The following is a 25,281-nucleotide window of genomic DNA, read 5'->3' as shown; positions in this document are numbered from 1 at the left end:
TTAACTGATGCGAGACGGATTCAGAACTTTTTGATTTCTCAAATTAGGCGATTCATTTACCTCTTCTTCCTCATCTGTTTTGACGATTTCTGGCTCCTTTATTTTCAAAAGCGCCAAGGCGTAGAGAAAAGAGGGTGCAGCATTGCGCATAGCAGAGTGATTTATAGTAGCAAACCAAAATATAAGAAAACTGTAGAATAACATGTTCGAGCGATCGCCCAAACGATTGAATAAAGGCACTAGGATTAAGAGTCCTAATGAAAAAACACCCACAGCTCCATGTTCTGCTAGCAGTCTAGTTACCTCATTATGAGAAGCTCCTTCGATACCCGCTTTTTTCAATTTATAAAATTTGGACATACCTGCTCCCAAGCCTAAAATCGGGTGCTCTAGAAACGCCTGTGTTTCAAGGTTGGCAAGCTCCCCTCTTCCAGCAGAAACATCTTCCTTCTCTCTACCTATAGTATCCTTGTTTGTATATCGGTTCTCAATCATACCGCCAGTCACTACACTACTGTAGAAAAACGCAATTAAAATACCAGCTCCTATTAATATAAATTTAGGAATGAAAGAGGCTCTGAAATTTCTACTCTGGAGAAAAATGATAGTGCCGATAAACGCTCCTATCATTAAAAACGCTGTAAGCACACCTCCTCTAGAAAAAGTCAAATAGCCTCGATAGGTAAACAATAAGAATAGGAACAAGTCTAAAATATTAGTCCACAAGTTCTTGATCATGATGAATCTAACGAATGAAAGAAAAATACCAATACCAAAAGCGGTGGAAACCTGATTAGGACCAAAACCCCCAGAGGCTAAAGCATTTGATGCTGATGAAAACGTTATTTCACTTAAGTCAGGCGCTTTAAAAATCACATAACCTGTCATTGCAAAAATTCCAGCTACTCCTAATCCGAAAAAATTTAAAAGTTGTTGCTTGCTGATCTTCCGATTATAGCAGTAGACAGCCGCGACTCCCAGAACTACGGGACCAGCGAGATTGAAAGCTATCGCTTTACGCAGACTTTCATCAATATCTATACGTTCAGCAGCTACCAGTATACTGGGAATAAACAAAAGGATGTAAATTACATACCAAGATGATCGTAAGGAAAAACCTTTAACGTAAACACCTATTATACAGCATACTAATACAAAGTACTTTCCAATCTCGTGTACTGGCGTTGATTTCGTCATTCTAAAAAAAACTTCAAGGCAAACAAAATACAGGCAAGCTAGAAGAACCTCATTGCTGCGATCAGAATTATTGAAAATTCTAATCAACAAATAAAATATCACTAAATAGACCAATACCTTAGCGAGTACTGGGGCAAACACGCAAGAAATACCGATAGCAAAGTGAATTGCTAAAAGTAAAGGATAAGGAAGATGTTCTAATTTAAACATCAAGGGATAGATCTGTTTTATTCAAATATTCCGAACGATACCTTACAAAGCCTTATTAATATTTCTTTAACAAGCTATTCATAGACATCCTCAAATATTTTATCTTGAAGCGCAAAGTTATAGTAATCATAAGTAAAACGATGTGCTAGTTTACTATTGTGTAACAGAGCCTCTTTGTATGAATCAAAGTCTAATTGCTCCAGTTCATTTAAGGTTTTGATTATTGAATCTGCTGATGCTTCCTTAAGCAAAAACCCATTATAATTATTCTTGATGTAATCCTTCATACAGGAGATATCAGTAACTACAGGAATACAACCAAAGTTCATGGCTTCTCCTACTACCTTGGGAAACCCTTCACTTTTTGAGGGTAAAATGAGTACATGGCTTTGAGATAACAGATTAGCAACTTCATCTTTTGAACAGTGCCCCAAAAATTTAATTGGGAATGGAGAATGGGTAGCCATTTCTTCAAATTCAGTTCTCTCTGCTCCATCTCCAGCAAAAATCATTTCAGAAAGAGATGTATATTGACTTTTTTTACAAAAAGCTGTTAAGATCAGATGAACTCCCTTGTGTCTATTGAGACTGCCGACAAATACCAACCTTAGATTATCAAAATCCGAATTGATTTTTTTACTAATCACCTCTTGCCCCTGCTCATACTCTTCTTTGGTAAGACAAGGGTTTTCAAAAGATAAAAACCTAGGATTTGACTCCCAATTACCGTTAATGGTAACTTTTACTTTTTTGTCAATTTTTTTAAGCCAGAATTTCTGAATTCTATTGCCCAGAGGCATGTGATCATCCATCCAATTCCCAGCATATTTCACCCAGTACTTACCAGATCGAAAAAATTTCAAATATGGTAGAACGTATGTGCCCATACCGGTGGGTGCTCTAAACTGGATATAATCAGCCGATTTAGTATAACGCTGAATTTTTTTTAAGTTAGTGAATAGGGTTTTAAGAATGCTAAGTTTTTTCAGTCCCTTCCCTCCTGATGGTTCGAGAGCAATAAATTGTACATTTGAGGCTGTATAGGTTAGGCTGCTTTCTGGAGCAGGAGTTTTATGCAAGGGAGCAATATGTATCAGCTCATCACAAATCTGTGCTACATGATCTAATTCCCTTATCGTAGAACCCCAACCGCAAATTTGTCTATCTTGATTGAAATAATGTTCCGTATGAGAAATCACAACTATGCGCATAGCTTGTCAATTATCTGATTATAGGACTTGATTATTGAATTCCAAGTAAATTTTTGAACATGACTATGGGCATTAAATTGATATTCCTCGTAGTCATGCATAAGGGTAGTAATGGCACCTGCCACATCTTCGGAATCATGTGGATTTACTAATAATCCAGACTTCCCATGATCTATAGCATCTTCTATACCGCAGCCTTTGCTTCCTATCGCAGGTATACTGTAAGCATTTGCCTCTAATATTGCAATCCCAAAACCTTCTACGTCTCCAGTGCTGGTTTTTTCACTGAGCATTAAGAAAATATGACTCGCCTCATAGCGTTCATTCTTTTTAACCTCGTCAAGTCTTCCATGAAATGTGACGTGATTGAGCACTCCTAGTTTTTGAGCAAGAGCCTTGTCCTGATCTAGGTTCGTGGGTAATCCTACACAATGATAATGAGTATGAGGAAACTGCTTCAAAATTTCTGGTAAAGCTTTGATTACATTATGCTGGCCCTTACGTTGAGTAAGATTTCCCACTGTAATAAGGTGTAGTGTTTCTTTGCCTATTTCTTTTTTACGATAATCTTGCACAGAAGAGATCCCATTAGGAATCACAATAGAGTCTTTCAGTTTCAAGTGACTGACTAAATCGAGCGTGTAGTTTGAAACTGCTACAACCATATCTGATTTTTTCAGCGCAGTATCAGTAAGTTTTCTAGCATATTTTGAAGGCAACAAAACCTCTGAACCATGAATTATAGAGATTACAGGTTTTGAACCCTTCAATAGTTTTAAAATGTGAATCTGCCAAAGTGAGAATTTCCCAGTAGCAATAACTAAATCAAATCTGCTGAATGATCTATTAGAGCTGACAATTCTTTTTAAATAGGTCCATAAAATCAATTGGTTTCTTTGAACTCTTTGGATTTGAAATTTTTGTTGTTTATCAAATTCAGCTTCCTCATTACCTTCCACTGATCTCTGATCAGCAATTACCTTTACTTCATAAAAATTTGAGAGATGCTTTGCTAAATCAAAGGCATGCTGCCCTATTCCTCCAGGTAGGGGAGGAAATTCAGATGTTAGAATTAGAACGTGCTTTTGACATTCATTAGAGTTTTCGAGTATCATAATTTTTCAATTAATTCACCCTCTGCAAGCTTTTTAGAAGCCAATTTCCATGATTTCATCACTTGTAAGAATACTATTGGCAGTAAAATTATACTTATTATTCCACCTATGAACATCATCTTAGAGCTACTTTTATATCTATATGGAATAATCGAACCAGGGACCGTTTTCAACAGAGCCCACCGTGATGCTGAATTTCCATGATATTTTCTAAATAGATAGACTACGCTAGGTATAGGTCTAGGGTCTAACCATTTTTTAGGTCTAAACCCATCCCAGCTGCCCATCTGTCGCAGCCCTCCTGATCCTACTTTGAGATGCAATCTTTTGGCAAATGGGTTAGAAATATTCTTGAAATCAGCGAGATAGGCTCGCAGTCCAAATTCACCATCGCCCATGCGTTGCTTCTCAAACTGGCGGTCATATAAACCTATGGATTTAAAAACAGATTTCTTGATCATGGCGTTTCCAGTATCAAGTTGCTGGCTTAAACAAAAGTGGGCGTAACTATCTGGCACCTTTGCTCCCTGTGTGGAAATAGAGACTCCAGACGATATAGCAGCATCAAAAAAATCAAGAGTCTTGAGATGCTGGCTTATCCAGGCTGGATCAACCCGAGAGTCATCATCAAACATTAAAATATATTCTCCCCTGCTTTTGATAATGGCCGTATTACGAGCTAACCACAGAGCTTTTTCCTCTTGGTGAATTAAAAGTATGTCGAGATCAAACTGGTCGTAAAACTCTTTTTTAAATGGCTCAGATTGATCTACAACGATCACCTCAAAATTAGTATAATCTTGTTTTTCAAGATCTTCCAGCACATCCTTCAAGTAAGGATACCTATTGAGAGTCGGGATAATGATGGAAACTAGAGGTCTTTGTTTGATCAGTGGACCCAAAAATTCAGAATAGCCTGGGTATTCAATAGGTTCCTTGTGTTCATTCACTCTTTTTACGGATCTCGCTTTCGCGAAAGCGGAAATCTCACGAAACGGATTCTTAAAACTAAAAATCCGTAGACATAGCACATACCAAATCCATGCTGAATTAAAATTTTTTCTCAGAAAACGGTACTCGTCTACCACTGGGAGTTTCTCTATGTGCTCATAACTATCTGATTCTATAGTATATCCCTTTAAGATCAAGCGCCAGGATCGATCATATTCACGGGCCAGAGCGCTTGTATACCTAGAATCTTCTGGAACTTTAAGAGCAGATGCTCTATCAACAGCTTCAATGCGCGGGAAAATGCTTTTACCGTTCTCACGTTTGAGCATGAAATATGAGGTAGGCTGTAAATATTTCAGGAATCTAAAAAGCATCTATAGGTTTGATCTTAATTCTCGAGGTATCAACCAAAATTTGACAAGACGCAAAAATAATAATAACGTAGAGCCTTGATGGGCTTTTACTGATTTAAATACATTTTTCAAGTTTCTGGATCAGTCATTAAAAGTCATAGGGATTAGTAGAAATTCTGGCCCGCTTTCGCGAAAGCGAAACACTAAATCACTTTGACAATAAGGATTCTGACTCAAACTAGGTCAGAAATTCTATTCAACGTTTGAATTAAAATTAGAGTGATTCTCAATTCTATTACCCAATATCTGGTACATCCTATCCAGTTGAAGCTTAGTATTCACCTTAACCCTGTCATGGGTAATAGAAACTCCTATAAATCCTCCCTTTTCAAAATGAACCTTACCTCCTAGACCAAGGTCCAAACCGTATATTTTCAAGTTCAGATCATTATGATAAGCTATATAAAATCCCAGCAACAACAGGAATATTCCAGAGTTTTGAATTTTTGTGTGTATCTGATGTTTCTCAAAAAAGTTATGAAAGTCATCATAATTATCATTTGCATGAGCAACATTGTCTTCAAAATCTGAGATTACAAAATTTTGGTTACTCAAGTGTCTTTTTCTTTTCAAAAAATGTTTAAAGTTTCCCAAATGGGGCTTATTCAGGGATCGATAAAGAAAAATTGACTTGTCATGATTATCGCAAAAGGGTTGATTTGCAAAAAAACGTCTTATAAAAAAGCCATCATGTACATAGTATAGAAAATCTTGATTCTGAACTAGCTTGTAAGAATCATTGGTCACCAAATAAAAATCATCTTGAGACGGCTGCATTCTATTTGCAGTAGGACCACTGCACATAACAACAATATTCTTTTTCCCGCCGATGGCTTGTTTAAGATCTTCCAGTCTTCTAAAATTGATTTCTTGATTTGACTCCATGAGTTTTTTGTACTGAATTTTGAGCCAGTACCATCTCACCATAATCAGCTTATAAAGTTGCTGTCTAGGAATCATGAAAACTGAAATCATAATCTGTCAATACTTCTACCTTAGAACTATTGTATCCCTTAAAATGAAGACCATTATCCTTAGCCGCGTCATAATCATTTATTGAATCCCCTATAAGGATAGATTGTTGTGGTAGATAACCTCGGTTTTCTATAATATCGGCTACGAGTGAGGATTTAGGTGTAGGTGAACCTTCAATGGTAATGAAATATGGATCAATGTTCAGCGCTTTGCAGATGGTTCTCAACTCATTCCCGTCTGAGCCAGAAACGATATGAAAGTTGTAATCCCTGAAATTACTTTTCACAAAAGTGATTGTTTCATCAATCAGCAACTTTTCATCGATAAGATTTTCCAGCATAACATTTGAAAATTTCCCTGCCCACACGTCAATTTCCTCTGGACTAATTGATTCCTTTCTGATTACCTCAAAAAAATGACGGAATTTCACGTATCTGGACCACCCTCCATTTTGACGGTGAAACTGCATGAGCTGCTCCACTTGTGCTGTAGGAAAGTCTTTCAAAACTAATTCAAAACCACGATCTCTCACAGAATTGGAATTCATAAGTACACCATCAAAGTCCCAAAAAATATTCTTAATCATAACATTCTTTCTTTGAGATAATATCCTGAACCTTTAAAAGGTCAGCTGGCGTATCTACAGCCACAGAATTTGCAGACAATTCAATCATTCTGACTTCATATCCTAGCTCAAGAAAACGTAGAATTTCAATATCTTCTTCATTTTCTAGAGGCGTTTTATGCTTTAGAGCAGCAAATTGTTTAAGAGCCTCTGCAGGAAAACCATAGACACAGATTTGACGCCAAGACTTTATAAAATCATGTTTTTTATTTCCTGGAATAGGTGACCTAGACATGTATAAAAGTCTCCCATCTGGCCTAGAGACAACTTTAGGGATACTTGAGCTTCTATAGTCTTCTTCACTATCAATTGAGGCATAACCGTTTATAATATCATAAGGATGTTCTTTGATCGCTTTTATGGTGTTCAATATATCTTTAGGGTTCATCAGCGGCTCATCTCCCTGAACGTTGATATAAGTTTTTGCTGGAACTTTTATAGCAAATTCAGCTACACGATCGGTTCCAGTGAGACAATTACTGGAGGTCAACACTGCTTGAATGTCATACTTCTCACAATGTTTTATTATTCTTTTATCATCGGTAGCAACATACACTATTCTATCGTCTACTGCTTTGATACACTGTTCATAGGTACGCCGCAATAAAGATTTCCCATGAATGTCTAGTAAAGGTTTTCCTGGTAATCTTGTAGATTCATATCTCGCTGGTATCACGATTACAAAATCTTGCATATCTATTTGATCAAAGAATAAATTGAGGTTTGCGTCAAACTATCATAACCTGTAGGAGTCAAACTTTCTAACTCCACATTTCTGTAGTTTTTATAAATCTTAAAGAGATATTGATTTTCTAGAAACAACTCATGTTCTCTTTTACTAATGCTCCCAGAGTATGCGTCATAACCGGTCACATAAACAGAAGATGCATTTAGATCTATACTGATCTGTAAGGCTATTGCCGTGTGTGAACCCTTAAAATAATCTGTGAATTCTACACGCTCTAACTCAAATGCATTGTTTTCTACGGCTTTGGGTATATAAGTACCCATTTTTCTAGGATAGGGTGGTAATACACAATTTCCTGAAATTTCTTTTTCTCCAAATACCAACTCTAAACGATGCCCTTCATCACCTACGAGACAAAAAATTTGATCGTTTGAAATGTTTGCGAAGCTCATTGCGTTTTTAGAACTCGCATGAATAACCAATATTTCAGGATTCTGGTTCAAGAATTGCTCAATGGCATGTACATGATCTACAGGGCTAGGGCCGCCCCCAACGATAAGCACTTTAGAAAGATTTTCACCAAATTTTATTTTAGGCAGTGAGATATTGTCCCTTTTACCCAGAGTCTGATTATTTAATGCTCTAATGATGGAGTTAAATGAATAATATCGTTTCCCTACCCATTCCATAACCTGTTTTTGAGGTAAAGAGTTTGCACCTGAAACCATATAAGGTAAACTTGTCCCCCAGTCATGTTGTTTATGTAGATCACTAAATGCATCTACAACCTTTGCCAACTCATTATAATCAAAGTTTAATTGATTTTTAGCCTGTAATGAACTCAACAACAGTTCCGTCTTAAGATTACCAGCTCCTCTACCCATCCCGGTGATAGTTGCATCAACTATGTCGACTCCTTGTTCAATTGCGACCAGAGTATTGGCGAGTGCCATTTCTAGATTGTTATGCCCATGGAATCCAAGTCTTACTCCAGTTTTAGATCTAACAAGAGCTATAGTTTCCTTGACATCCTCTGGATAGACTCCACCATAGGAATCTACCATATAAAAATAATCTGCTACGCCATCAACCTTATCTAATAAGTCTAGAAATTCTTTCTCCTCTTTCCATGTGGACATATACATTACATTAAATGCCACTTCAAAACCGAGCTCTTTGATTTTTTGTGCCAGTTCCAAAGCCCGTTTGAAATTCTTGGGATCAATGGCCATACGCACCATGGTCACATAATTTTTGACGGGTAACAACAACTCCTCAGCATCAGCAGCTCGAACATCTTTCTCATTCAAGATGACCACCAATTTTTTGCTGCTTTTTGATTTAAGTTCCTTAAGAACTGGAAGAGGTAAATAGAAATATTTCCCTAGGTAACCCGGGAGAGGCTTAGATCGATATCCTACCTCTAGATACTCCACAGGCAGGTGTTCTAAAGATTGCAAATAAAGATCAACCAACCCATTATCAAAATCCCAATTTGTGTAATACCCACCATCTCTTAAAGTACAATCTAGTATTTTCATCAAAAATTATCTGTATAAGCGATTTTCAAAATAAAGACTTTTTATGCTGACCCATAAACAAATGAGTGATTTTCTATAAACTTTTGGATGCTAGTTCCAAGCTCTTCTAAATATCAATAAAAAGTCATCGAAATTTAAAAGATACTGATTGACTTAGATCGACCTGAGACTTACGAATTATAAAATCTATTGAACTGTCTTTTTTGATTTTCTAGGGTAAACAATCTCTTAACTCTTAGTCTAGCATAGTTTGAGATTTCATTTGTTTCAATGCTTGATAAAGAACTCACCTCAATAATCTTATCCCTCATTGATTCTGGATCAAGTTTAGGCACTACCCACCCACTCTTACCGTTCTCTACGTTTTCTATCAAAGCACCACCATCAGTAACTATGCATAATTTACCCATCGCTTGTGCTTCAAGAACGGCATTGCAAAACCCTTCACTCAAGCTAGTTTGAACGTATATAGAACAATCGCATAAAATTTTGAGCGTCTCAGCATGACTACGTTTTCCAAGTAATTTCACTTCGCCTTGAAGTCCTTTCTCGTAAAGCCTGTATTTATATCGTTCTAAATGCTTCTTGTCTCCATCGCCCACAATTATCCATTCAAAGTCTATCGATTTTTGTTTAAGAAGTTGTGCCACCTCTATCAAGTCGTCGATCCCCTTGATCCAATGCAAACGCGCTATAGTGATAATTTTTAGTTTTTTTGATCGTTGTCTACTGCTTTCCGTGCATTTTGGCAAGTTGTCTATATCTACCGCTGGTGTTATGACTTCACTGGTTATATCTTGAGGCAGTCCTAATTCATAAGCCTTTTCAATCAAATAATTTGAAATACTATGCACTCTGTCTAGATTATGCCAAAGTTTTCCATAGACATCATCCTTGTTTAATGGAAATACATCAATATCATAACCTCTGAAACTAACCGCAACCTTAGCACCTATAGATTTTCCAACTAGCTCTCTGTCCATCGCCATCGTAGCAAATCCATAATGTAGCCAATCCGTATCAAGTTTTAATAAAGTCGAATTTAGATAGATTTTTTCCAAAATGCGACCCATGCTTGTACCGTTGCTTTTCTCAAGCTTTATATACTTGATAATGCGAGCTAAATGAGATAGTAACCCTATAAACGTGTAACCCATTTTCAGAATCTGTACAAATGCATTTTGACTCACTCTAGGGTGCTGTAAATGCAAGCACTCGGTAAACTTTTGCTCTGAGGAACCTGTTACTAAAATTACCTTGTACCCTGACTCTTGAAGCCCTGAGATTTTAGACCTAAAGAAAGTCTCTGAATAAGCAGGAGGTTGAGGTAAAACTAGGGTTATCGTCATTATTTTAAACTATAAAGTTCGCACCATTAGACGTGGTAAAGTGATTGTTTAAATTGGTTCAAGATTGACGTGATCGTATCCATTTCTGATGGTTCCAGCAGCAAGTTCTTATCACGCTTTCCTTGAATATGTGATTTAGGATGGGTTTTACTTGATGGCTTTTTGTACTCGCTCTCAATGTTTTCAACTACTTCAAGGCCGAGGTTAGTACACAGCTCCTTATAAACACTTATGTTTTTACGTAAATCTTCATGCTTTACTACATAGAAATTTTCATCGGAATAGCGGTAATATTCTAAAGGGATCACATTTTCTAGGCACCAGCGTACGACAAGTTTTTCTGTATCTGTCTTACTTTCAATTGCTTTGAGATCATAACTATATTCATTTCTGAGAATATCGATGAGTTGAGGCTGATTTAAGAAGTATTGAAAATCTAAAAGCCAAGGAAAAGCCACACGTTTTTGTGATTTAATTACTTCAATGGGATTCCTGATGATATGAACTGTGGGAATTCCTAAATCTCGAGCCACATAAAGTCCTGAAAGGTTGAACCTCACAAATTTTACGATAAACTTCTTAGGCACTACTGGCCATAGATGCATTTTATACTTTCTATTTGAATTCTGTGCAATCCAGTCACTATCAACTCTATTTTTCAAAACTTGGTGCAAATAATGACTCGCATTTTTTGACACCTCCTTTCTGTTTAAAAAAAGCTTATCGGTTAGAAGATGACCTTTTGGAGTATTATCATCATGCTCAGGCTCAAACAACATTCTATACCGGAAAGGCTTTGCCAGATTCTCGCTCAACCAGCTCGTGCCACTTCTAGCAGACCCCAAAATGATTGCGTGCTTTTTATACTGACTCATATACTTGCTCTCTAGATCTAATAAACTCTTGAAGAGAATATTGATCGATTACTTTTGCACGCATTTCAACACCTATATTCTCTTTGCTTTCTTTAGGAAGTTTGTAGAACTCCGTGAGTTTGTCAGATAATGAATGAGTATTTCCAGCATCAAAGATCCAGTCTTCAAAACCTTCCAAGATATCAGTCACCCCTGAAACTCTAGATCCAATTACTGGCAAAGCACTACTCATAGCCTCAACTGGAGCCATAGGCATGCCTTCACGCTTACCTTCATTTTTAGTCGGGATCACAAAAACATCTGCAATGGAAAGATAATTTCTAACCTCTTGCTGTTTTCCTGTAAAAATCACTTCTGGATGCTTTTTGCAATATTTCAATTTGAGTTGATCCACGTATTCAGATCGATCATTACCTACAAGCAATAGCTTTTTATTGGGAATATTGGTTTGGAGAAAAGCTTCTATTAAAATCTCTATGCCTTTTACCGGTACCATATTTACAACTGAGATCACAACGAAATCGTCATAAACAATCCCATGTTTAACCGCGGTAGGTCGGTGATACTCTTGCGGTTGATAAACTTCTGTATCCAAGCCCAGCGGTAAGTAGGTAGCGTGAACTGAAGGGAGCTTCGCAAAAAACTCACTCATCATGTCTTTATTGATTGCAATGACCTTTGTACTCAATTTAGAGCGCCATACCCAGGCTTTATTGCCCCATCCCATCGCCTTTTTTGTATAAATAAACTTTATTCCCGCCATGCGCGCTGCCAGAGGTTCTGAAAAGTCTGAACTCCAATGCCAGGAATGTATAATATCGACATCCAGACTTTTAAGATACCTAGAAACTCTAAGGACTCGAAACGGGAAGTTCCATAAAGGCTTGTAATCCGTTTCATAATCAAAAACATGTATGGGGACACCTAGTTTCTCAACTTCTTTGAAAAATTTACCTCTAGAATGCTTCACTAAAATCTCTGGATGAAATTTTTCTCTATTGAGCCCCTTCACTAGGTCATAAACGACTTTTCCACTACCAGCTGTCTCAAAATTTGGTATGGTAAAAAGGATTTTAAGAGGTCTCGACATGAATATTACATCTGAGGGTCAAAAATAACTGATTTGCTTCACCTACCCCATTTAAATGCGAGAAGGAATAATGGCAAACATAGTCGGTCAATAGCTATTCTAGGTTTTATGATTTTTGGTCTTAATAATGAGGCGTTTTAATAGTTCGCTTTCGCGAAAGCGAGAGATTCATCACTCTCCTAGCCTAGATAATATTATTCTAAAGCTTTAATCACACGAGCTGGATTCCCTGCCACAACCACATTATTAGGCACATCTCTAACAACAATTGAGCCCGCGCCAATGATCACATTATTACCAATTTTAATATCGCCTATGATGCAAGCATTAGCACCAATCTTGACATTATCGCCTATGGTAGGAATGAGCCGGTTGTCATTTGATTTATTGCCTATCGTAATACTGTTTCTGAATTCAAAATTCCTACCGATGTTTTTAGCATTAATAACACTTGCATAAGGATGATAACAAGCCATTCCTCCTTCAATTTTGGTACTTTTGAAGATTTTGCACTGGTAATCAGTATACTTAAACAGAGATTTTAAACGACTGGATTTGAGAAGCCCTGTACGCCATTGAAACACATAAACAAACTCGGGATAATACTTCATAAGATGCTTGAAACGCTCTGAGAAATTAGTTTTGCGTTCATCGCACCCCCTCAATCCATAAGTTATCTGTACATCTTCTACCACTTCTGGATGATTTGCGAGCACAATTTTTTCAAATCTCTTGAGGTGAGAATTCATCAAATAGTGCTTTAGGTAAAACTTGAGTTTCTTCATGTCAGGAGGCTATAAATCAATCACGCAGCTTATTGTTCCATAAGCTCAAGGTCAGCAACATGCTCACAGGATGGGAATAATAAACTTGATCATCGTTTTTAAAGCTGGCATAAACCTTTTGTACGATCTCAGGATCGATGAAGTTTGAAAAAGTATCATTGAAAAGATAAGACTCTAAGTGCTGCTTATTTTCATCCCCTAAGAACTGAAGCTCCCAGTTACGTTGAATATATTTCCTTCCCATCTTATCATTGACCATACGCTTGATCTTATTCTTTACGCGATAAGGTAGATTGTTGGGAGACTTATCACGGTGATAATTGAATAAATTGTATGGCTTGTGGTCCTGCCAAGTGATCTGCGCCACTGCAGGATTATTTTGTTTAATGTATTCGATTTGGATCTTGCGATCAGCGAGATGTTCTTCTGGGATGTTGCAAATCAACTCGCACATCCTATCGTCATAGTAGGGTAAGGTAATAGGATGTGCCGCTTTAAAAACACTCATATTGATGCTTGTCCATCTAGGCGCCCAGTACATTGATTTGAAGGCGCGAACTTTAGCAGATGTATTTTTAATTTCAATTCTTTTCAATAAATCCAAGGTAACCTCAGAGAGATACTCTTGAAAGTTTCCCTCGACACCCCAAGATTTCCATAATTGAGTGGCTAATTCTAGCCCTCCTTTTTTTATCACCTTCTTATGAATGTATTTGACAAGGTCATTCTGCTCGATACCTTCATCGCCACCTCGATCAAAAAGCACATCGCCCCAGTGGCCCAAAGAAAAAACTCCATCTAGCTTTCTCAAATCTTCAACTACTGCCATCTGGCGCGGGTGCGTAAACTCTGAATAGCAACCATTTATTTGTGCCAGTTTTTCAATATCGTCCCAGAGGTAGCCATGTGGTATTTCAAAAGCCTGAAATTCAAAATTGCATTTCTTAGCAATTTGCTCGCTGATTTCATGCTCCTTAAAACCACCAGCGAATGAATAGGAATACGACGATACTTTTTTACCCAGTTTATGAAGTGCCACTGCCTGGCTTCTGCTATCGAGACCTCCAGAAAGAGGAAGGATTACGTTTTGTTCACCTACCTGTTCATCTATTATTTGCTCGAGCAACAACTCATGTTGCTTAACAGATTCTTGAAAAGATTGTCCATGCGGCTCGTAGTACCAATTGAACCAAGGTTTAGAATCTAGTAAGAACCCGTCTTCATCAATATTATTTAAAGTACCAGGTTGTACAGCTTTCAAGTCACGGTAGTAAGTAGCATCTCCCCAGAAAAAACCCGTGGCAGCATATAAACAAATGGATTTCAGATCCGGTTCATGCGATTCACCATGAATTCGAGCAAATTTTTGTTCACTGGGTATTATAGGACTCTTGAAACTAGTAGTCATTTCTGTAGAAAATTGGATTTTGTTTGTCAGAAATATTCTGACAATCTTAAAGTAGGATCATCATAGGACTCGATATATCGTGATTTCATCTTAAACAGTATAAACTTGAATAAAATGGGATTATTTGTGAGAACCAATAGTTTCAAAGCTAGATCATAGGTCCTAGGAAGTTCGAGTGGATAGATATCAGTTTTGGTTTTATTAAAAAGCTCTTTCCGTTTTTGATAACCGTTAGTCTCATGAATCATTCTAGGGATAGAGCTGAATATCTTTTCTTTAAGAATTTGTGTGTAGGCATGATTATCTGGGTGCTTTTTATGGAACGGCACATGAGAATGGATAATACGAGGCCATTGCATAAATGCCCTACTTTTTTTCTTTTTTAAAATTGTAGTGGTTGCATTTTCATGTTTAAAATATAGATAAATCAACTTGTTGATCGTGGCAACTGGATACCTCATCCCTAGATCTATGTCAAACGCTGTATCCTCACTAGCTGGAATCTCTACATTATACATTCCTAATTCTTCAAAGACACGTCTAGTATACATGAATCCTGGAGGCCCTATAGTTGTACTCAGATCTTTAAACCATAAAAGTCCCAGAAATGGAGGCTGAAAAACCTTCACATCGCCATCATATTTCATCTCCTTGATAGATAAATCTTCAATATTCTTATGAGATTTAATAAATCTACCGCAGACAGCATGTACATCTTGAGAGGTAAGGACATTGTATAGCGAAGCTAGTGCATCATCAAATAGTTGATCATCAGCATCAAAGAAATATAGAAAATTTCCTTTAGATTCCTTGAAGCCCTTGTTGCGTGCAGAAGGCGCTCCTTGTCTGGTTTCCCTAAATACTTTTACCTGCTCATCCTTCTGAGCTAGGTGCTTGGCTTTTTCAAATGAGCTGTCTTTAGAATTATTATCGACAAAAATAATTTCCACAGGAACCTTTAGCTCTTTTTGGTTTTTTATAAAGTCGTAGGCTTTTTCAACGAAGTCCTCAGCATTATAAAGAGGTATAATTACACTAATCAAGTCCATTATAAATTTTTTGGTAAAGTGTATTCATATCTGTAACCATCTTTTCTTCATTGTGCTGGTGTTCAACCTTTCTCCTGGCAGCTAATTTGATCTGAGCAATTTTTTCAGGTGACGCTTTCGCGAAAGCGGTAACAGTTTCAGCCATCGCGTTGATATCATACACGGGTACAATCCATCCTTCCTTACCAGATTCTATCAATTCTTTCATCCCTCCACAATCTGTAGAAATGACTGGAGTACCTAGAGCCATTGCCTCTACAGCAACATTGGCAATGCCTTCCTCCAGACTGGGCAAAAGAAATAATTCAGAATCTTGAATCTTTTTGAAAACCTCCTTTTGATCCAGCTTTGGAAATAGTTCAATTTCATTTTCTAGATCAAGATCCTTGATTAGGAATAGAAGTTCTTGGTCATTTTCCGCACCAATTATGGTGTACTTGAATTCAATTCCATTCATCTTAATTTTGTGAAGGGCTCTAATAGCAAAAACATAACCTTTTTTCCAATGAGGTCGACCGATAGAAATGATATCCAGCACAGAATTTTCTACCACGTTACTTGAGAACTCAATTTGACTCAAATCCAATCCAGTATATGCCACTTGATTTACCTTTGAGGATGTATTAAAAATCTTATCACCTTGACTGGACATCGTTTTTGACACGCTATGAAAACCTGAGAAATAGGGTAACCATTTTGCTTGATATTCAAAGTCTGATTCACTCACAAATGGTCTTACATTTGTTTGGTAGCCTCTCTGGGATATTACAAATTTATATTTCCCCTCTACTAACTCATCCTCAAACAATGGAATCGTTGAAATCCATTGAAGGTGTACTATATGAGGGTCTATAGCTTTTAAAGCTGCACGAAGATTCAATCTTCTAAGTTTACTCTTTTTGACTAAAAATAGATTTTTGAGCGCATATACTATTTCACCAAATCTCAGACCCCACTTGAGGCTGGTTCTGATAAAGTGAAAATTACTGGAATTATTGCCTAGTGAAATGTAATGAACGCCTTTCATAGGTGCTGGATTATCTAAATTGAAACCAAGAACGTAAACTTGATGTCCAGCACGTGTCAACCCTTGCATGAGCCTTCTTATAAAAGCGGTAGTCTTAAAGGAGCCATCAAATATTACGATTCTCAAATTATCCATTTAACTAGACTATCAGTTCTATTAGTTCACCGCGAGATAGGTTTTGAAACCTTATTGGTCTATATCATGATACTCTTTGTACCAAGCGACAAATCTACTAATTCCAGTACTTATTGTAGTAGCTGGCTTATAGCCAAAATCATTTTCCAGATTGGAAACGTCAGCCCATGTCTGGTTCACGTCGCCCGGTTGCATGGGCATCATAATTTTTTGAGCGGTTTTTCCAAGACTGTTTTCGATCTCCTCAATAAAGTTAAGAAGGTTTACGGGAGTAGAATTTCCTATGTTATAGATACCGTATTTACGATCATCTGGGAGATCCGTTTTTATTACTTTCTCGACTCCATCAACAATATCATCAATATAAGTAAAGTCCCTGGACAATTCTCCATTGTTGAAAACTTGTATAGGTTTATCCTTAGTAATGGCATCAATGAAAAGATAAGCCGCCATATCAGGACGGCCCCAAGGACCGTACACCGTGAAAAATCTCAAACCAATAGTTTGTATTCCAAATAGGTGTGAGTAGGTATGAGCAAAAAGCTCGTTTGATTTTTTAGTAGCTGCGTATAAACTTATAGGATGATCGACATTTTGATCGACACTAAAAGGAACTTGATCTGTATTGCCATAAACGCTTGAGCTGCTAGCGTAAACAAGCTTTTGGACGTGATGATGTCTCATACACTCTAAAATATTGAGAAAACCAGTTACGTTGGTATCAACGTAAACATCAGGGTTTTCAATACTATACCTCACACCTGCTTGTGCCGCCAGATTACATACGACATCAATCTTATGATTCAAAAAAAGCTTAGGCAAATTGGCCCGGTCTTCTAGTTTCAATTGGTAAAAAACCAAAGCTTCATAAGTATCTGATTTTACCTCGCGATTGTAAAATTCAGAATTGTTTTTTGAGACACCTAATTGCTGAAGACGTGCATATTTAAGGTCTACGTCGTAGTAGGTATTTAGGTTATCTATTCCGATTACTCGATGACCATCTTCTAGAAGGCGTTTTGCTAAATGAAAACCTATGAAACCAGCGATGCCTGTAACCAGTATTGTTTGAAAAGATCTCATCAAGGTAAAAGTCTAAAAATGCTATTTAACATCGATTATAGGATTCAAACGGGAGTAAAACCTTCCTGTAAATTTATATAACTTCCCAACTCTATACAATCTGTCAAATTCGGATTTATACTCGGGTAATAAACGATTCAATTTTTTCCTGTAAACCCTAGCGAGGGTAAGATCTTTATGTTTTAAAAGGTTTGAAAATTGTCTAATCAATACCTTAGATATGTGATTTAAAGTTTGTTCATTTAGTAATGGCTTAAAATCATCCTGCAATAGCGCGCTAAACACTTTCAACTTAAAGGGGGATTTTTTCTGAAATTCATTTAAGCGATTGGGATGCTCTCTTTGATAAATAAGAATTTGATCACAAACTTTTGGCTTGAGCTCAAACTTCAACGCTTGCAAATGATAGAAGAAGTCTTCTGCTGTGATTAGTTCTTCATCAAATACTAAGTTCACCTCGGCTAAAGACGACTGCCGCCATAATGGAGCATTGGTGGACCATCCAATATTCTTCAAGATAAAGTCACAAATTGGGTCACTGCTCCAAACTTCATTGTTCCAATAATCTTTTTCGGTTTCATCACCTGTTTTCGTAAAAAATTTGGATTGACAAACTGTAAAGTCATAGTCTCCAGAATTTATTGCCTCTAAGTCCCTGGTCATCTTTTCTGGATGCATCAAATCGTCTGAATCTAACCAGTTAATAAAAGCCCCTCGCGCTTTGGTAAGTCCAAAGTTTCGCGATGCAGACGGGCCTTTGGGTAGAGAAAGAGGCTTCTTAAAGCAGTGAAACCTTGAATCTTTTCTGGCGTAGCTTTCTACAATTTTAACGGTATCATCTTTAGAATTATCGTCTACTACTATACATTCCCAATCAGTATGGGTTTGGGCAATTAAAGACTCTAGCGTTTCTCCTATGAGGTCAGCTCTATTATAACTGGGGATTATAACGCTAATCATAAATTGAAACGTTGATGCGGTAATGCGTCTTCAGAATAGATTTCTATATCAAAATATCTTAAAACCTTAAGCATACGCCATATTTGAAGTTCTGACAATTGGTTTTTCCATTTTGCTAATTGCAACTTTGATTCAGTAGTTACCTCCTCAATGGAAGTAACACTATTTTTATTGAAGTCAACCTTTGTCGTATCTAAATTTTTATTCCATTCCTTCTGAATTCTTCTGAAGGTTTTCTCCGGGTCCTGTAAAAACTCTTCGTAGGTGATAGTAATCCATTTAATATTATTAAGTTTATGTTCAAGGGGTACTTTATTGACTATACACCAATTTGCTGTCAAAACTTCTTCTTTAGTTGTCAAGCTCAACAAAAATTCACGATGCCTTCTCTTTAAAGGGTCATGATCAATCTCATTAGAACTGAAGCCAGTTGAAGTGTTTGACCACCCACCTTGTTTTAACTGTGAGGCTACGACCGCAAAAGGATGCCTGATAAAATAAATGGGCTTATATTTCAAATCAAAAACTTCAACCAAATAAGGTAGAAGTTGATTACCACGGCAAAATTTGAATATTGCTGAGTTTGAGGTATAGAGTTTCCACAAGGAAGTATGATTATACAACCAATCAGATTTTAGCCTCCCTTCAAATAGTTTTGAAAAGAAATTTTTTATCTCTATTTCTGAACAATCTTCCCCAACGTACTGACGCCATCCAAATTTCAATGGTTTAAGTTCTTCAACCCTTTTTAAATGCAATGGCTCCCAAATAAGTGGTTTATTCAAGATTGAAACCAAACATTCTGAAAACCAAGTACTTCCTCCACGAGGATCGGCAAATAATAAGAAGTTTAAATCTTTATCAAATCGAGTATGATTACGAACATATTTTTTAACCACATAATAACCTGGTATTTTTTTCAACATTGCCATTCTAACCTATAAAGCTTTTTTTAAAATATTATTCCAATGTTTGAAATTAAATAAATTTCTACTAATATTTAATGTAAAATAATGATTGTCAATCAATTTCAAATATTTGATAAGATTTGAAACAGCCAAGGCATGATCTGTATTTCGTCTTAAATAGTGAAAACGTCGCAGACACCAGTAAAATTTAAATTGTTGATAATCATAGTGTAATTTACTTCTTCGCTTAAAATAACCAGACTGATTGATAAACTTAAACAATTTTTGATCTGTTCTACATCTATTGAGATATTTTTCATTGTCTATTGATTCTCTAATACCCCCCTGAAGATTTCTGAAATGATAAAGAACTTTATCGACATATATGATTCGAGGTTTATAAGTCAAAAGCCTCGAGTAAAACTCCCACTCTTGTCCTATTTTCACTTTCTCATCAAAAAGATTTTTATCATTCAGAAACTTTTTACTGAATAAAGGTCCTGCTGTTGTAAAGGCAATATTGGTTTTTAAGTGGTCCAACAAAATATTGCCTTCAGATTGTATTTTCCATTTTTGATTGACAGTATACGGATTAAAGGAAGTTAATTCTCCACTTTTGCACAATGCAAAATCATATTCTTTGCTCAAAATAGCCTCAACTTTCAACTCAATCTTCCTATCAAGCATGAAATCATCACTATCAAACCATTGTATTAACTCCCCCTTACTCATTTTGAAACCATAATTACGGGCACCGTTCCCACCTGGTAAATGATCATCAGGTCTTATATAGAATCTAAAACGAGAATCTTTATTCACATAATCATTTAAAACCTCTTGGGTGTTATCATTAGATCCATCATCTACTACAATACACTCCCAATTCTGATAAGTCTGGGCTATAACAGAATCTAAAGTCGGCCCTATAATGTGAGCTCTATTGTATGTAGGAATAATGATTGAAACCAATGGGCTCATTGAAAACTTTTGGAGCAAAAATAATGCTTTTATCATGCGCAATCGAGCTACAATCTATTCAATTAGATTAACTTTAATCGAGTCTTAGACTTACATTACCCCTTAATAGAGAAAATCGCATAGACCTATGAGAGGTCAAGGTAGGCTGGAAATTTTGTTTTTACTATATGATGACTTTTTTCAATCTCAATATGGACCTTGTCTATAACTTTGAGCAGTTTCTTAAATCCTCGCGCGTGAGTAATTTTACCTTTTAAAAAGGCGATCATCAGCTGTTTTTTTACCGTTTCCTTATATTTCAATATCCTATCAGCCTCATATTCATTTATATTACCATAAAAAGCTTTCATTCTTATATCCTGCTTATAGAAGTACTTTTCAGAAAATAATTTGAACACTTCTTTCTCCCGATATTCTCTGTCATGAACCATAAACACATTAGGAACCACGCCTATTTTAAATTTATGAAATGAGACGCGTTGGCAGTAATTTTCATCTTCACCGTAATGAAAAAACATAGGGTCAAATCCACCTACATTCATAAGACAGTTTTTACTCAATAGCCACCCGGCCGCATTGATAAATGGGACTTCATAAACAGATTTTAACTCACTTCCCAATACAAAATCAGAATAGAAAAAATTGTTATTATCGTAACCCACGTACTTTGCAAAATTACGATCCAGCTTATTGGATTCGGCATTTGTATGTATGGGACTCAAAATACCGTACTCAGGGTTCTCAACTTGCAGGTTTACTAGTTTTCTTAAACAGTCACCTTTTAAATAGGCATCTTGATTCAACAAGAAAACATGTTCTGCTCCGTTATTCAGCGCGTAACTTATGCCTTTGTTATTTCCCTGACCAAAACCTAAATTTTCCTCTTCTTCAAATAATTTTACATGTGGGTATTTGGACTTGATAACATCGGTGGTTTCGTCTTTTGAATTATTGTCCACCACAACTGTTTTATACAAGGTCCGGTCTATGCTTGATAAGCATTTGTCGAGCCATGGCATGGCATTGTAAGTCACAATTACTACATAAGTTTTAAAAGACATACTATTTATATGATACCGCTATTAAACCAATGTGATTTTGCAGAAGTTTTTAGTCACAAATATGATAAATGATTCTCATAATTTTGAATTCTGAAGTTGAGCATAAAGTTTATAAATCTTTGGGTAAGATATGAATTAAGATCTCGCTTTCGCGAAAGCAAACAACACTTCCTTCAATGTTGTTTCCAAATCGTCGGATCCATGATAATCTATTGATTCGCAAACATTTTCATTTTAGGCGAAACGATTCACTGTAAGATATTGCGTTTAGATATTCCTGTCAAATTTCTCTAATCTAATACAGTTGGTTTGAAAAAGCAAAATTAAGGATAAATGTGTTGTTAAAAAAACTTTGGTTAAAGGGAAACCCACATTACCAGAGATCAAAATAGAGACAAGTTTATTTCAATCATAAATATTCCGTTCTCAAACTTAGCGATCAGATAGAGGAAACATCGATACTCTTCATCTATAAACTAAGCTCATTATAGGCTCAGTTCCTGCTCATAAATCCTCTTGGTGATCGATTTATGTAGGTGTGATCAACTTTGAAAAGTCTTTTTATTTATGTGTTGGAATGATATAATGGAATTGAATTCAAAGTCCATTTGATTTTAGAGATTTCCGCAAATATCTCTTGGGACAAGACCTCATTGTTTTGTCTATTTATTACCAAAACGATCAAAGCTTAAAAATTAAAAAAGCAAAACATCCATACCATTACCTAGTGTTTGTTATCTACCTTTCTTTGTAGGTTCAAGTTATTAATAATTAACCTTACACGTATTCCATAGTTTAGTCATTTACGGTAACTTGAAATACGAAAAAAGCTTATGACTGTAGCTGGACAATTTGTGTTTTATAACAAGTTTGAAGGATAGATTATTGTAATTTATGGGATTAGAATGCTTAGAGCGAAGTTTATGCAATTGTTTTAAATTTCTTAAAGGACTCCCGAAATGCTTGTAGTAAAGGGAAAAGTGTTTCTTAAAAATCATATTGTATGCCTGGTCACGGAGCTGTGAATCAGCCATGATATTCTGATTTCTTGAAACCGTTTTTATGCGATAGTAAAAACCCACAAAATCTAACTGGACGACATTACCTTGAACCTTATCCAAAAGTCTAATGAAAAATTCCCAGTCTTCATACCCCATGGTCAACTTTTCATCAAAACCTCCTATACTTTCACAATCCTTCTTCCTAAATACTGCAGATACAAAAATTTGATTTTTTAGCAATAAATCACTGTAATTAGTAAATGAGGCACCCATAGCACCTTCTCTAGCACCAAAAAATTCTGCTTTACAGTAAACCAAACTTATACCCTCACTGAATTTTGACAGAGCTTTTTCTAAATATTGGTGGTGAATTTTATCATCTCCATCCAGAGGTAGTATAAGTTCCGCTTTTGCGTTTTGAACGCCTACATTTCTAGCTCGAGACACCCCTCCATTAGGCAGGGTAATGATCCTGAATCTAGGATCTCGTCTTACCCATTCATTTGTAACTTCAATAGTATTATCAGGGCTACCATCATTAACTATAATACATTCCCATTCTTCTATAGTTTGATACAGAACAGAATTGAGACATTCATCAAGATATTGGGCTTGTTTATAACACGGTACAATGATGGATACTCTAGGCAAATCTTGATTTGTTTTTAAATGCATCATATAAACGATTGTTTATACTGTTCACCTCATTCTTACGAGATTTGTAAAACTTGTTCACGTACGCAGGAAGATCTTCTAGGTATTCATTAGCTAAAGATTCTCGTAGTAGGTCTATTTTATGGTGATCTGAATGCTCAAATACTGAGTTATAATCATGAAATTTAAAATCCCCACCGGTCAAGTTATTTGAAACTATCAATCTCAAATTTGGAATATCGAGACTATCAGCCGCGATCAATCCGTGCATAGCAGTGGAAACTATAGTGTCGCATTGAGCAATTTCCTGAAGAAAAGCATATGGTTCTTGCTGAATATCAATTATTTTAGAATGTTTGTTTATAATTTGCAAATCCTTGATAGCTTTAATATTTTTATCAGCATAGTGAGGTATAATTCCTAGTTTGAAGCGCTTCTCAATCTTTGCGTGATCGATAAGCTCTCTACATAAAAGCCCTGGATCTCCCAAAGCTAGATTAGAATATGTCCTGCCTGCAATACGCTCTAATTTCTCCTTGCTAAATTTACCTCTCAATGCAATCACATCAATTTTTCTAGACAATACAACCAGATCATGGTTTTCATGAATAAAACCCGTTCCAAAAACTTCAATAGGAGATTTCTTGAATTCATGGTAAGTATGTTTAAATCTTTTCAACAGGGACTTTTTTCTCAATTTCTTATTACGATGTCTCACTTGCTCCTTATTCATCAACAAACGCTCAAACAGGCTTCCTATACCTATCATTTCTGCCCACTGAATTTTCGGTTCATGAACTACATTCTCGATACCCAGAATATCTTGAAATAAACATACATTGAGTTCGTCTCCAAAATTTAGATTCGTCTTATAATAGGATAGCTTCATAATGCTGGGTTTTGATTCACAATAGTCATGAACTCACGGATATTGTTTTTTTAGTTACATTTTGATCAACTTCAGTATTATCTAGAGAGACTGCTTGCTAAGTCATTATTAAATATCGAGGAATATCAAATAGATTATAGCTGACCGGTTCAATCTACTCACTTTTTGAGAGAATCAAAATGTCTGGGATTAAAATCCATCAATCCGATCACGACTATTGAAATAAGAACGTTTTTAATTACGGTAACCGAGATTTTAAGCGCTGCAAGATACTTTGTTTCTCTTTCTTTTTCAATCGCTTTCTTTTGATTTCTTCAATCTTTTGAGTTAGCCTCAAGGCGATTTGAGGGGTAATCATTTTTTCCGCTTTCGCGAAAGCAATGTCCTGATCATACTGGACAAAAATGAAATTGATATTCATTTTCTGCAAACCTTTTTCAGAGCTTACATTACTCTCATGAATTCTATACTTAACAAGTTCATCTCTTAAGAGTGCTACCTTACCTGATAAAAAACAACGCAAAAGCATAGGAGTATCCTCGGTAGGGCAATTTTTATTTAATGGCGTGAATGCATCAATTAGCTTTCTATCAATAAAACGACTGGGACCATTAATGTGATTATAATCAGGAGAAAGGAAGTATTCTAGATCATAAATTGAGTCTTGTTCTATATGTTTTTTGTGATGGGCGGCTATTTGAGAGTTCTTATCGATATATATCAATCTGGTGCTTAAGGCGACAACACCCTTGTTGTCAACCATGTAAGATACAGATTTTGATACTCGTTGCGGTAAAGATATATCGTCACCAGCCGCAATGGCAATATAGTCTCCCTTACTTAAGTCATAATACAATTTATTAACATGTGCTGCAATACCTAAATTAGGTGTATTGCGGTTAATCTTTATTTTATGCTTTCCATCATAGCGTGCCACCTTTTCTTGAATAAGTTGCCAGGTTTTATCGCTAGAATTGTCATCAGAGATAATAATCTCTAAATTATCATAATCTTGACTAAAGGCACCATCTATAGCCTCTTCAATATAATCCTGTTGATTATAAGTGAATATACACAGTGAGACAAGTGGTATTTTTTCCATT

The 25,281-nt window shown here is 36.2% G+C and carries 23 protein-coding genes; all 23 read right to left on the bottom strand.

The features are described 5' to 3' along the window. The 23 genes from BST97_RS00190 to BST97_RS00080 all read right to left on the bottom strand — a co-directional run bounded on the left by BST97_RS00190 (position 1) and on the right by BST97_RS00080 (position 25,280). Complete coding sequence (locus tag BST97_RS00190; protein ID WP_169711506.1) at positions 1-1,197, bottom strand: O-antigen ligase family protein; 1,197 nt, start codon at positions 1,195-1,197, stop codon at positions 1-3. Between the two features lie 284 nt (positions 1,198-1,481). Further along, positions 1,482-2,618 (bottom strand): glycosyltransferase, encoded by a 1,137-nt coding sequence (locus BST97_RS00185; protein ID WP_085765348.1) that lies wholly within the window; start codon positions 2,616-2,618, stop codon positions 1,482-1,484. Next, entirely contained in the window at positions 2,609-3,733 is a 1,125-nt protein-coding gene (locus BST97_RS00180) for a glycosyltransferase family 4 protein (protein WP_085765347.1), read from the bottom strand. The genes BST97_RS00185 and BST97_RS00180 overlap by 10 nt, the downstream gene beginning before the upstream one ends. Further along, a complete protein-coding gene (locus BST97_RS00175; RefSeq protein WP_085765346.1) occupies positions 3,730-5,058 on the bottom strand; it encodes a glycosyltransferase family 2 protein in 1,329 nt (442 codons plus the stop codon). Before BST97_RS00175 ends, BST97_RS00180 begins: the two co-directional genes overlap by 4 nt. Before the next feature lie 231 nt (positions 5,059-5,289). After that, on the bottom strand, positions 5,290-6,072 hold the full coding sequence (locus BST97_RS00170; RefSeq protein ID WP_085765345.1) for a hypothetical protein: 783 nt from the start codon (positions 6,070-6,072) through the stop codon (positions 5,290-5,292). Further along, positions 6,047-6,658 carry an HAD family hydrolase gene (locus tag BST97_RS00165; protein WP_085765344.1) on the bottom strand — a complete coding sequence of 204 codons (612 nt, stop codon included), beginning with the start codon at positions 6,656-6,658 and terminating at the stop codon, positions 6,047-6,049. The genes BST97_RS00170 and BST97_RS00165 overlap by 26 nt, the downstream gene beginning before the upstream one ends. Continuing rightward, positions 6,651-7,391 carry a 3-deoxy-manno-octulosonate cytidylyltransferase gene (locus BST97_RS00160; protein WP_085765343.1) on the bottom strand — a complete coding sequence of 247 codons (741 nt, stop codon included), beginning with the start codon at positions 7,389-7,391 and terminating at the stop codon, positions 6,651-6,653. The genes BST97_RS00165 and BST97_RS00160 overlap by 8 nt, the downstream gene beginning before the upstream one ends. Positions 7,392-7,393: 2 nt before the next feature. Further along, positions 7,394-8,926: a hypothetical protein gene (locus BST97_RS00155; RefSeq protein ID WP_085765342.1), complete on the bottom strand. Its 1,533-nt coding sequence runs from the start codon at positions 8,924-8,926 to the stop codon at positions 7,394-7,396. A 170-nt stretch (positions 8,927-9,096) separates the two neighbouring features. Continuing rightward, positions 9,097-10,275 (bottom strand): glycosyltransferase family 4 protein, encoded by a 1,179-nt coding sequence (locus BST97_RS00150; RefSeq protein WP_085765341.1) that lies wholly within the window; start codon positions 10,273-10,275, stop codon positions 9,097-9,099. A gap of 26 nt (positions 10,276-10,301) precedes the next feature. Continuing rightward, positions 10,302-11,150 carry a sulfotransferase family protein gene (locus BST97_RS00145; protein ID WP_085765340.1) on the bottom strand — a complete coding sequence of 283 codons (849 nt, stop codon included), beginning with the start codon at positions 11,148-11,150 and terminating at the stop codon, positions 10,302-10,304. Further along, on the bottom strand, positions 11,137-12,240 hold the full coding sequence (locus BST97_RS00140; protein ID WP_085765339.1) for a glycosyltransferase: 1,104 nt from the start codon (positions 12,238-12,240) through the stop codon (positions 11,137-11,139). The genes BST97_RS00145 and BST97_RS00140 overlap by 14 nt, the downstream gene beginning before the upstream one ends. A gap of 194 nt (positions 12,241-12,434) precedes the next feature. Further along, positions 12,435-12,989 (bottom strand): serine acetyltransferase, encoded by a 555-nt coding sequence (locus tag BST97_RS00135; protein WP_245833609.1) that lies wholly within the window; start codon positions 12,987-12,989, stop codon positions 12,435-12,437. A gap of 52 nt (positions 12,990-13,041) precedes the next feature. Beyond that, positions 13,042-14,433 carry an asparagine synthetase B family protein gene (locus tag BST97_RS00130; RefSeq protein ID WP_085765337.1) on the bottom strand — a complete coding sequence of 464 codons (1,392 nt, stop codon included), beginning with the start codon at positions 14,431-14,433 and terminating at the stop codon, positions 13,042-13,044. Positions 14,434-14,459: 26 nt separating this feature from the next. Next, the gene (locus BST97_RS00125) at positions 14,460-15,482 is read right to left on the bottom strand and encodes a glycosyltransferase family 2 protein (RefSeq protein ID WP_085765336.1); all 1,023 of its coding nucleotides are present in this window, start codon (positions 15,480-15,482) and stop codon (positions 14,460-14,462) included. Then, the gene (locus tag BST97_RS00120; protein WP_085768091.1) at positions 15,469-16,635 is read right to left on the bottom strand and encodes a glycosyltransferase family 4 protein; all 1,167 of its coding nucleotides are present in this window, start codon (positions 16,633-16,635) and stop codon (positions 15,469-15,471) included. The genes BST97_RS00125 and BST97_RS00120 overlap by 14 nt, the downstream gene beginning before the upstream one ends. 60 nt (positions 16,636-16,695) lie before the next feature. Then, positions 16,696-17,727 (bottom strand): NAD-dependent epimerase, encoded by a 1,032-nt coding sequence (locus BST97_RS00115; RefSeq protein ID WP_085765335.1) that lies wholly within the window; start codon positions 17,725-17,727, stop codon positions 16,696-16,698. 21 nt (positions 17,728-17,748) lie between these two features. Further along, positions 17,749-18,687, bottom strand: coding sequence for a glycosyltransferase family 2 protein (locus BST97_RS00110; protein ID WP_085765334.1), 939 nt, complete (start codon positions 18,685-18,687; stop codon positions 17,749-17,751). Beyond that, the gene (locus BST97_RS00105) at positions 18,684-19,619 is read right to left on the bottom strand and encodes a sulfotransferase family protein (RefSeq protein WP_085765333.1); all 936 of its coding nucleotides are present in this window, start codon (positions 19,617-19,619) and stop codon (positions 18,684-18,686) included. The genes BST97_RS00110 and BST97_RS00105 overlap by 4 nt, the downstream gene beginning before the upstream one ends. Positions 19,620-19,625: 6 nt before the next feature. Next, positions 19,626-20,609, bottom strand: coding sequence for a glycosyltransferase family 2 protein (locus tag BST97_RS00100; RefSeq protein WP_085765332.1), 984 nt, complete (start codon positions 20,607-20,609; stop codon positions 19,626-19,628). A gap of 89 nt (positions 20,610-20,698) precedes the next feature. After that, positions 20,699-21,634: a glycosyltransferase family 2 protein gene (locus BST97_RS00095; RefSeq protein ID WP_085765331.1), complete on the bottom strand. Its 936-nt coding sequence runs from the start codon at positions 21,632-21,634 to the stop codon at positions 20,699-20,701. A gap of 803 nt (positions 21,635-22,437) precedes the next feature. Beyond that, positions 22,438-23,313, bottom strand: a complete 876-nt coding sequence (locus BST97_RS00090; protein WP_085765330.1) for a glycosyltransferase family 2 protein — start codon at positions 23,311-23,313, stop codon at positions 22,438-22,440. After that, the gene (locus tag BST97_RS00085; protein ID WP_085765329.1) at positions 23,279-24,178 is read right to left on the bottom strand and encodes a polysaccharide pyruvyl transferase family protein; all 900 of its coding nucleotides are present in this window, start codon (positions 24,176-24,178) and stop codon (positions 23,279-23,281) included. Before BST97_RS00085 ends, BST97_RS00090 begins: the two co-directional genes overlap by 35 nt. Before the next feature lie 238 nt (positions 24,179-24,416). Further along, the gene (locus BST97_RS00080; protein ID WP_085765328.1) at positions 24,417-25,280 is read right to left on the bottom strand and encodes a glycosyltransferase; all 864 of its coding nucleotides are present in this window, start codon (positions 25,278-25,280) and stop codon (positions 24,417-24,419) included. Between the last annotated feature and the right edge of the window lies 1 nt (position 25,281).

It is taken from the genome of Nonlabens spongiae, assembly GCF_002117125.1.
Lineage (GTDB): Bacteria > Bacteroidota > Bacteroidia > Flavobacteriales > Flavobacteriaceae > Nonlabens > Nonlabens spongiae.
The sequence above is the reverse complement of the archived record's forward strand: the minus strand, read 5'-3'. Positions and strand labels throughout refer to the sequence as shown.

Excerpts from the sequence above, each read along its gene's own strand:
- BST97_RS00155 (WP_085765342.1), bottom strand. The coding sequence starts at position 8,926 with ATGAAAATACTAGATTGTACTTTAAGAGATGGTGGGTATTACACAAAT.
- BST97_RS00160 (WP_085765343.1), bottom strand. The coding sequence starts at position 7,391 with ATGCAAGATTTTGTAATCGTGATACCAGCGAGATATGAATCTACAAGA.
- BST97_RS00080 (WP_085765328.1), bottom strand. The coding sequence starts at position 25,280 with ATGGAAAAAATACCACTTGTCTCACTGTGTATATTCACTTATAATCAA.
- BST97_RS00135 (WP_245833609.1), bottom strand. The coding sequence starts at position 12,989 with ATGAATTCTCACCTCAAGAGATTTGAAAAAATTGTGCTCGCAAATCAT.
- BST97_RS00105 (WP_085765333.1), bottom strand. The coding sequence starts at position 19,619 with ATGGCAATGTTGAAAAAAATACCAGGTTATTATGTGGTTAAAAAATAT.
- BST97_RS00185 (WP_085765348.1), bottom strand. The coding sequence starts at position 2,618 with ATGCGCATAGTTGTGATTTCTCATACGGAACATTATTTCAATCAAGAT.
- BST97_RS00115 (WP_085765335.1), bottom strand. The coding sequence starts at position 17,727 with ATGAGATCTTTTCAAACAATACTGGTTACAGGCATCGCTGGTTTCATA.
- BST97_RS00125 (WP_085765336.1), bottom strand. The coding sequence starts at position 15,482 with ATGGACTTGATTAGTGTAATTATACCTCTTTATAATGCTGAGGACTTC.
- BST97_RS00170 (WP_085765345.1), bottom strand. The coding sequence starts at position 6,072 with ATGATTTCAGTTTTCATGATTCCTAGACAGCAACTTTATAAGCTGATT.
- BST97_RS00085 (WP_085765329.1), bottom strand. The coding sequence starts at position 24,178 with ATGAAGCTATCCTATTATAAGACGAATCTAAATTTTGGAGACGAACTC.
- BST97_RS00175 (WP_085765346.1), bottom strand. The coding sequence starts at position 5,058 with ATGCTTTTTAGATTCCTGAAATATTTACAGCCTACCTCATATTTCATG.
- BST97_RS00110 (WP_085765334.1), bottom strand. The coding sequence starts at position 18,687 with ATGATTAGCGTTATAATCCCCAGTTATAATAGAGCTGACCTCATAGGA.
- BST97_RS00140 (WP_085765339.1), bottom strand. The coding sequence starts at position 12,240 with ATGTCGAGACCTCTTAAAATCCTTTTTACCATACCAAATTTTGAGACA.
- BST97_RS00165 (WP_085765344.1), bottom strand. The coding sequence starts at position 6,658 with ATGATTAAGAATATTTTTTGGGACTTTGATGGTGTACTTATGAATTCC.
- BST97_RS00095 (WP_085765331.1), bottom strand. The coding sequence starts at position 21,634 with ATGTCTTTTAAAACTTATGTAGTAATTGTGACTTACAATGCCATGCCA.
- BST97_RS00145 (WP_085765340.1), bottom strand. The coding sequence starts at position 11,150 with ATGAGTCAGTATAAAAAGCACGCAATCATTTTGGGGTCTGCTAGAAGT.
- BST97_RS00090 (WP_085765330.1), bottom strand. The coding sequence starts at position 23,313 with ATGATGCATTTAAAAACAAATCAAGATTTGCCTAGAGTATCCATCATT.
- BST97_RS00190 (WP_169711506.1), bottom strand. The coding sequence starts at position 1,197 with ATGACGAAATCAACGCCAGTACACGAGATTGGAAAGTACTTTGTATTA.
- BST97_RS00100 (WP_085765332.1), bottom strand. The coding sequence starts at position 20,609 with ATGATAAAAGCATTATTTTTGCTCCAAAAGTTTTCAATGAGCCCATTG.
- BST97_RS00150 (WP_085765341.1), bottom strand. The coding sequence starts at position 10,275 with ATGACGATAACCCTAGTTTTACCTCAACCTCCTGCTTATTCAGAGACT.
- BST97_RS00180 (WP_085765347.1), bottom strand. The coding sequence starts at position 3,733 with ATGATACTCGAAAACTCTAATGAATGTCAAAAGCACGTTCTAATTCTA.
- BST97_RS00130 (WP_085765337.1), bottom strand. The coding sequence starts at position 14,433 with ATGACTACTAGTTTCAAGAGTCCTATAATACCCAGTGAACAAAAATTT.